The organism is Pseudomonas sp. SJZ103 (assembly GCF_007828335.1).
Lineage (GTDB): Bacteria > Pseudomonadota > Gammaproteobacteria > Pseudomonadales > Pseudomonadaceae > Aquipseudomonas.
This window is the reverse complement of record NZ_VIUN01000032.1, coordinates 1-7,687: the sequence shown is the minus strand read 5'-3', so window position 1 is coordinate 7,687 and position 7,687 is coordinate 1. Positions and strand designations below refer to the sequence as shown.

At 54.1% G+C, this 7,687-nt stretch carries 7 protein-coding genes; 3 read left to right on the top strand and 4 right to left on the bottom strand.

Features of this window, described 5'->3' with window-relative positions; all coding sequences use genetic code 11:
* Window positions 1–183, top strand: a 183-nt coding sequence (locus tag FBY10_RS31645; RefSeq protein WP_218571065.1) for a hypothetical protein, incomplete at its 5' end; no start/stop codon positions are given.
* 189 nt (window positions 184–372) lie between these two features.
* Here the strand turns inward: FBY10_RS31645 and FBY10_RS31370 are convergent.
* From FBY10_RS31370 to FBY10_RS31355, 4 genes are all read right to left on the bottom strand, one after another.
* Entirely contained in the window at window positions 373–1,176 is an 804-nt protein-coding gene (locus tag FBY10_RS31370; RefSeq protein WP_145338882.1) for an SDR family NAD(P)-dependent oxidoreductase, read from the bottom strand.
* A complete protein-coding gene (locus FBY10_RS31365; RefSeq protein ID WP_218571064.1) occupies window positions 1,173–2,393 on the bottom strand; it encodes a cytochrome P450 in 1,221 nt (406 codons plus the stop codon). Before FBY10_RS31365 ends, FBY10_RS31370 begins: the two co-directional genes overlap by 4 nt.
* A 76-nt stretch (window positions 2,394–2,469) precedes the next feature.
* Window positions 2,470–3,282, bottom strand: a complete 813-nt coding sequence (locus FBY10_RS31360; RefSeq protein WP_145338883.1) for an SDR family NAD(P)-dependent oxidoreductase — start codon at window positions 3,280–3,282, stop codon at window positions 2,470–2,472.
* Window positions 3,283–3,345: 63 nt separating this feature from the next.
* On the bottom strand, window positions 3,346–4,419 hold the full coding sequence (locus FBY10_RS31355) for a hypothetical protein (RefSeq protein WP_145338884.1): 1,074 nt from the start codon (window positions 4,417–4,419) through the stop codon (window positions 3,346–3,348).
* A gap of 224 nt (window positions 4,420–4,643) precedes the next feature.
* Between FBY10_RS31355 and FBY10_RS31350 the strand changes: the two genes are divergently transcribed.
* Window positions 4,644–5,564: a LysR family transcriptional regulator gene (locus FBY10_RS31350; RefSeq protein WP_145338885.1), complete on the top strand. Its 921-nt coding sequence runs from the start codon at window positions 4,644–4,646 to the stop codon at window positions 5,562–5,564.
* Window positions 5,565–5,982: 418 nt separating this feature from the next.
* Window positions 5,983–7,674: a DUF1302 domain-containing protein gene (locus tag FBY10_RS31345; protein ID WP_145338886.1), complete on the top strand. Its 1,692-nt coding sequence runs from the start codon at window positions 5,983–5,985 to the stop codon at window positions 7,672–7,674.
* Window positions 7,675–7,687: the final 13 nt, after the last annotated feature.

Below are 7,687 nucleotides of genomic sequence, written 5' to 3'. Positions count from 1 at the left end.
GAAACGGCTATCGAATTGTCGCACCGGGAAAGTACCAACTTGCCTAAACGAAACGGCCTTTTTTGTAATACGCATGCCCACATCCTCAACCTTGTTCTTGTTATTCGTGCTTTTGTATCAGGAAACCTGCTCGCAACTCACCATCATCAGTTCGAACTTGTGCAAGCACAGTCAATGAGTTAAGTACAACATGCTCGTCGACCGGCTACTTTGCGGCTGGTCGGATTTTAGATAAATAGACGTCCTTTAGTGGTCGGCCTTATAAGGAAGCTAAGTTTATCCTCCGTTCTAAAAACCACCCACTGTAACCTACGCACTTTGGAGATCACTATCCAGCTAATGGTAAGCCGTGTAAGTGCACGATGCAGGTCGTCAAGTGAGCAGAAACCCTCCATCGAGGACGATGGACTGCCCTGTCATATAAGTCGCGCTAGGGCCAACCAAATACAGAACCGCTGCAGCAATATCCTCCGCCCGCCCATAGCCGAGTGGTAGACGCAGCGCATCACTTGCCGGCCCGGTAAAAGTGCTCCCAGCCAGCAGCGCGGCTTGATTATAGGAATGGAAACGGACCTTTCCAGGAATTGCGCCTGGCAGAACCTCGTTGATCAGTATGGAGTGTGCGGCGTAATCAAGGGCCGCAGAGCGGACCAGCCCACTCACGCCGGCTCGTGAAGCTGCATAGGCAGCATTGCCATGCAGGACAGGATGCCTTGCACCCATCGTGGTGATATTGACAATCCGCCCACCGTGCCCTCCCGCAACCATTTGCTTTATCCCTTCGCGCATGCAAAGAAATACTGATCGAAGATTCACCGACTGGACTTCATCCCACAGGCTCAACGGGAACTCATGAAGTGGGCGATTTGCATTGATTGCAGCACAGTTAACTAGAATATCCAAATCCCCGAAAGTACTGCGAACCTGGTCGAAGAGCGCCAGGACCGAGGCTTCCGACTCCACATCTACATTGAAGCCCGATGCCTGTCCCCCTGCGTCCCGAATGTTCTGGACGGTGGCTTGAACAGTCGCTTCATCATTATCAACGAGTACCACGGTGGCACCTGCTTCGGCCAGAAGCAGAGCCACCTCGGCGCTTGAATTTGCACCGCTGTCGGTCACGACAGCGACTTTTCCATCCAGGCCAAAGAGTCGCTGCAAGCGATCGGAGTTCATATTCCATGCTCCGCAACTTGCCAGACAAGCGGTACCCGCGTCACACAATTCACCATCCCGCCCTCGAAGCGCGGTTGCTCACCGGGCTTGAGCTGGAAATCTGGAATACGTCTGAACCACTCCTCCAGGAAAATGCGCAACTCTGCACGGGCCAACAAGGCTCCCGCGCAACGATGTGGCCCGTTGCCAAACGCCGCGTGTTGAGCGGCATTTTTGCGTTCGAAGTCTGCATGCATAGGGCAAGCAAACTTGCGCTCGTCCATGCCATGCAAGATGGGACGTATATAAAGCCTGTCACCAGCCTTGAACAAGACATCCTTGTATTGGAAGTCGCGCATTATCAGGCGCGCCGTACTTGAAGGCGCAAACATTCGCAACATTTCTTCTACTGCGGTAGGAATCAGCTCCGGCTTTTCTCGAAGCTGTTGACGCAGCTCAGGATGACGCGCCAAGTGCAGAGCAGTGAAGCCCATCAATGACGTAACGGTATCCAAGCCGCCAAACACCACATTGGCCAGCATTCCGTTGATCTCTTCTGGAGTCATGGAGCGACCGAAGACCTGAGCGTTCACGATCGCACTGATCATGTCTGCACCAGGCCTCTGCTGACGTTGTTGGATAATCGAGCCGAGATAGCCGAAGAGTTGCTGCTGAGCCCAAGCCTTGCGCTCGGCATTACCGCGCACGGCTTCCTCGGTCCAGGCAAAGAGGTCGTCCAGATCTTCCAGAGGCAGATCCACCAGGCGCATGAAGATCGTAATCGGAAGCTTCTTTGCAAATTCGTCAATGAATTCGCATTCTCCACGCTCGCGGAAAGCCTCGATCAGCGACACCGTCAGTTCACGTATACCGGAATCTAGCTCGCTGACGGCCTTTGGCGCCAGGAAGCGATTGATGACACTACGGTAGGCGGCATGCTCAGGCGGGTCGGCCTCCAGCGGGAGAATGCTGAGCATCTCCGTAGGTGGGAGCACAACATCAGTCATGGAAAAAGGATCATGATTCTTCTGTACGAACTCGATGTCCTCAGCGCGAGTCATGATCCAGTGCCCGCCGTTGTGTGGGGTCCAAACAATATCCGGCCCGTTATGCAGGAGCTTCCAAGCAGCATTGATGTCTGTCTCGCCTCCAGGTGGATTGGCGAAATCCCAATCCACCACTCTTTGCGCAGGGACGTGGGCAGGTACGGGAACAATAGGAGTTGCTGCATGCGACATCATTTTATCCTCAAAGGATTTAGCGAGGTCAGTCAAGCCTCTTGGTAGACACTGTTCTGATGGCTCGGGATGCGAGTCAGCCAGCCAGATACCCTCCATCGGCATAAATAACCTGAGCTGTCACGTAACTGGCCAGTGGGCTTGCGAGGAAAAGCACCACTCGAGCGATCTCATCGGGTTCTGCTGGCAGGTCGGTAAGAGGGACCCTGGAGAACCATGCTTCGCCCAACTTACGCAAGTCCTCAGGAGACAAGCCGACCTGCTGTTGCCCCGTGACGGGAGCGGCCGCCGGAGTACGGGTACCACCAGGGCCAACGGCATTGACGCGAATGCCGTGCGGACCCAGTTCAACGGCAAGCGACTTTGTCATCATCGCTACGCCAGCCTTGGCAGTGTTGTAGTCCACTTTGAAACGCACGGGGTGCGCTGCCGCCGTAGAGGCGATGTTTACCATCGCGCCCCCGTTGCCTTGACTGATCATCTGTTTTGCCACGGCCTGGGAGAGGAAAAACACCGCCCGAGTATTTACTGCCATGAAACGATCCCAGTTCTCCTGGGTAATAGATTCCCAAGTAGACCACCCCCGCAAGGCCGCGTTATTGACCAGAATATCGACCGATCCGAACGTCTGGACGGTGGTATCAACAATACGTTGAATGTCTTTTTCGCTGGTGACGTCTGCGGCAACCGCTATGGCTTTGCCACTGGACTCGGCAATCAGAGCCAGCGTTTCGGCGCACGCCTGTTCAGCAAGGTCAACGACTACCACCGAAGCGCCAGCATCGGCCAGACGACAAGCTATAGCCTGACCGATTCCACGCGCAGCGCCCGTCACAATGGCGACCTGGCCTTGTAAGTCGACAAGGCGATTGGTCGAAATAAAATTCATACCCGCTCCATTATCTGGAAATTTTTGGTCGTGCTGACAAGCCACGCGTTATAGGCGTTTCTATCAGGCGAAAATCGGTTCGATAGGCAAACGGTCCTGTGGACTCAGGCCATGCTCTTCCTCGGTTTCCCCCCATGCGAACCACACTATCGGCTTACGAGTTTCGCCAACGCGTCGCATAAAACCTTCCTGCTGAGGGGTCGGCGGGTGTTTGCGCATCATGTCTGGCATTGCGCCGCGAGGATCAGGAGTGAACTCCCACTTTTCACCGTCGATTACAAAGTCGATGCGCTCGGCAAAAGGCGATCCTTCCCGAGGAGTAACAAACCCTGTTATGTCTCGAGTAGCGACCACTTGCTCGCCATCCGTAAACACGGCAAAACCCAGTGGGCCATTGCCCAGCATGAAATGACCACATTCATAACTGCCATCTTCGTAGCGGGTACTCCAGGTATACCAGACGTTATGGCCCTGATGCTCCATCACGAGATCTTTATTCTTGTACAGATTTCCACCCTGCCCCATGTAGGTCTGATCGAAGGCAATCATGCCTTTGCAGGGCCGTCCCTTAATCTCGCCTTTCAGTTCGAAAATCTGCGAAACATAGTAGGTGCCGTAGTCACGGCCAGGCAGATACCAGTGCAACCCCGGCTTCAGAATGGGGCCAGAAAGACTAAAAAGACCTTCCTCATGCCATGAGCAACTTGACTCATTGAAAGTGATACGAAATGGGCGTCCGCTAGCGCCTGCCGCAGATTTCCAGACTGCATCCTTACCCTCCAGGGATATCTCACAGTCATCGGTGGTGGCCTGTAGCTGCATCGAGTTCAGGTCAAAGCGCAACTGTTCTCCGTCAACCTCAGTCGACATCACAAGAAGAACTGCAGGAGGCTTGGAGAGTGCGGAATCATCTGTTGCAATCCCGGTAGCTACGCCCTCACCGTGGTGGGACACCCGCCGACAGATTTCAAACATCTCGCCGTCATCGGTGCGTATACAACCATAAAGGAAGGTTGCTGACGGATACAGACCAAAGAACCCGCGTGTGGAAACCATAGCGGCTGCATCAACCTGATGTGCACCTGCCATTTGTTGGAAGAAATGGCCCCGAGGGTAGACAGACTGGAGCTTGGGCATAGAAAAAATTCCGCATTATTGTTCATTATTAGGAACGTCGTACGAGATAGTAACCGCACGGAGAGAGACGATATATCGGCCATATCAAAATGGACCATTGCACACCACACAATAATCCAGTCCTCTTCCCAGACCCATGCAGTCCGATCAGCTACGTCATCCGCTATACGAAGGACCGATAACCCTATAGATTTCAAGTATCGACTAGTGACAAGAAGACCAAAATGGCCCTAGATAAAATCCACGCCATGCGCGCCTTCGTCGCGGTGATCCAAGCAGGCAGCTTCACCAATGCAGCTCGCCTGCTCGAAATATCAGCCCCCTCGCTTTCGCGACAGATCGCCGAACTGGAGCGCACCCTTGACGTACGGCTTATTCAGCGAACCACCCGACGTCTGCAGTTGACCGCAGAAGGACAGATCTATCTGGAGGGGTGCGAAAGGTTACTGGAACAGATGGACGAATTGGATGCTGAGGTACAGACCAATAGACGACAGCTCCATGGCCTTCTGCGTATCGCTGCGCCAGAGATGCCCAAACCTCTGATCACGGTGCTGAAGGAGTATATGGACAGCTATCCAAACGTAAAAGTTGAGGTAGACATACTCAACCGGCCCGTCGATATGGTGGCGGAGGGGATCGACCTGTGGATTCATATATTTGGCCCAATCCCACTGGGCTATATCTCTAGGCCCATCGTGGACCTGCCGTTGGCAGTGTGTGCATCACCTGATTACCTGGCTCGATTCGGTGCCCCCCTTCATCCTCGTGAACTGTCAGACCACCGATGCATGCATACCAAGCTGACCCGCGAAAGCAATCCATGGTGTTTTGAGAGGGATGGCGAGTCTTGCAGCGTGCAATTGCTCGATGGTCTGGTCACCAACACCGGAGACCTCCAGCGAGAGCTAGCCCTCGCTGGTCATGGCATCGTTCGATTGCCGTTGGTCTACGTGGCAGACGACATTAAACAAGGCCGCTTGCTGACATTGCTTGAAGGTTGGAAACCGCAGGCTTCAGTTTTAATCAGTGCCGTCTATCCCAGCGCGCGATATGTGCCAACCAAGGTCAGCGCCTTTGTAGAGTTTCTACAACACCACGCCATGTCCCTCGCCCACAGCCCGGTCAGCAGATCGAAACAGTAGAACCTCACTCGCCTTACGCTGATCGCCGGCATCATCCCCACGTAGAGCCATGAGATCTTCTGTGTCGATTGACTTCAGCAGCAGACTCGCTATTTCGCTCGCCCTGCCATCACTGTCTGCCCTTGTGGCTCGCTGTTGAATTCGATATCCCGCCTTGACTGTCGAAAAGATCGCACCACCCGATTAATACAGTTGTATGACATTATCCATCGTAGATGCACAAGACACCTTGCTCTGTCAGCCGAACAAAAATATAAATGGCGTGCACGTATATGAACGTGCGACGATTTAATCTCAACACGCTGCAGCCTTCACAAAACTGCCATGGCCAGCCTATAGATGCCTGCCGGTAAGCAGCCAGCTGCAAAGCATAGACACACACTTCCAGCCCCAAAAAATAAAAAGAGTGAGGTGCAACATGCGAATTATTCAAAGGACCGGCCCGTCAGCCTACATGTCGGCGCCCTTCCTGCTCGCCGGGCTTGCCCTGGCGATGGGCCAGGTTGATACGGTTCATGCGTTCAGTATCGACAGTGGTAATCCCGATCTCACCATGAGCCTGGACACCACCGTGCGTTTTAACAATGGATGGCGCGTCTCTGGTCGCGACAAGAATCTGGCGAACAATGTCAATGTCGATGAAGGCAACTACCTGTTCGACAAAGGTGACACCATCTTGTCCCGCCTTGATCTGTTCAGTGAATTCGACCTCAATTGGAAAAACCAGTATGGCCTGCGCCTAAGCGGTGCAGCCTGGTACGACAATAATTTTCCCGACAAAAGCGAGAGTGCTCCCGGGCTGGAAGCCCAGGCGAACTATCGCAACAATCGATTTTCCAGCGTGGTTAATCGCTACTATTCAGGACCGTCCGCTGAGTTTCGGGATTACTTTGTCTGGGGTAATTTTAACATCGGCAGTACGGATCTGAACGTGCGAGCGGGTAGCTTCGCCTGGCTGCCGGGAGAGTATCTACTCGGTAATGGCAGCAGCATCTCCTACTCGATGAGTCCGAACGATGGCCTGCTTAGTGATCTCAGTCCCGGCGCCTCAGCCAAAGAAACCGCCTTGCCAATAGGTCAGGTCGCTACAACCTGGCAGTTGATTCCAGAGCTGTCGGTGATGCTGCAGTACACGTACGAATTTGAACCTTCGCGCGTTTCGGAAGGCGGAACCTATTTCGCCGTCGCCGACGGTCAGCTACGCGGGCCAGACTATCTGGCTCCGAACGTGGCACGTCATAGTCCGAAGGAAGGCGATAACGGCGATGTGGCGGTCGGGCTGCGCTGGTCTCCTGAATGGGCCTCGGACAGCAGCTTCGGTCTGTGGTATCGAAAGTTCGACGACAAAAATGCGAGCTGGGCAAACCAAGTTGTCATTCGAAACCCAACGGCACCGTATGCACGGGCTGTCTACGCCAAAGACATCGAGCTATACGGTCTGACATGGAACGGTGTATGGCAGTCTGTTGGCATTGGTGCAGAAGTGAACTACCGCAAGAACATGCCGCTAAACTCCACCGGTCAATTCATCGCTGTTGGCCGGCCGGAGCCAGGCAATCTAGACGGCGCCCGAGGTGAAACCGTGCACGCGCTGCTCAGTGGCGCCATCACGATCAACCAGAATGCATTGTTTGATAGTGGTGCAATTGCCGCACAGCTGGATTACACGCATCTCGTCAAAGTGACGGACAACGAACAGTTCTTCAACGCCAGTGATAGCGAAGGTGGCTCGGTGGCTGGACGCTGCGCCAATAAGGAGTTGCTGCGTAACTGCTCCACGAAGAACGCGGCCTCGGTAGGCGTCAACTTCACGCCAGTTTGGCAGCAGGTGCTCCCCAGCATTGATCTGTCTTTCCCAATGTTCGTCAACTATGGCCTATATGGCAACCCAGCGGCTAACAACGCCGGTATCGCGCCGGAAGACTCATACCTCATCAAGGTCGGCCCACGTCTGGAGTATTTCGCTGGCACCATGAAACACCAGTTCGATCTTGCTTACACTGCCCGTGGCGGCCGTACTGGTCATATCGGGGGTGCGGACGCTTACAGCGGGCTCGCGAACCTGCATGACCGCGATACGCTAATTCTCACCTATCAAACTGCATTCTAACGGGAGCTATTAT

What these genes read in the sequence shown, in the direction of transcription:
- FBY10_RS31370 (WP_145338882.1), bottom strand. Translation starts at nt 1,176, where the DNA reads ATGAACTCCGATCGCTTGCAGCGACTCTTTGGCCTGGATGGAAAAGTC.
- FBY10_RS31365 (WP_218571064.1), bottom strand. Translation starts at nt 2,393, where the DNA reads ATGTCGCATGCAGCAACTCCTATTGTTCCCGTACCTGCCCACGTCCCT.
- FBY10_RS31360 (WP_145338883.1), bottom strand. Translation starts at nt 3,282, where the DNA reads ATGAATTTTATTTCGACCAATCGCCTTGTCGACTTACAAGGCCAGGTC.
- FBY10_RS31355 (WP_145338884.1), bottom strand. Translation starts at nt 4,419, where the DNA reads ATGCCCAAGCTCCAGTCTGTCTACCCTCGGGGCCATTTCTTCCAACAA.
- FBY10_RS31350 (WP_145338885.1), top strand. Translation starts at nt 4,644, where the DNA reads ATGGCCCTAGATAAAATCCACGCCATGCGCGCCTTCGTCGCGGTGATC.
- FBY10_RS31345 (WP_145338886.1), top strand. Translation starts at nt 5,983, where the DNA reads ATGCGAATTATTCAAAGGACCGGCCCGTCAGCCTACATGTCGGCGCCC.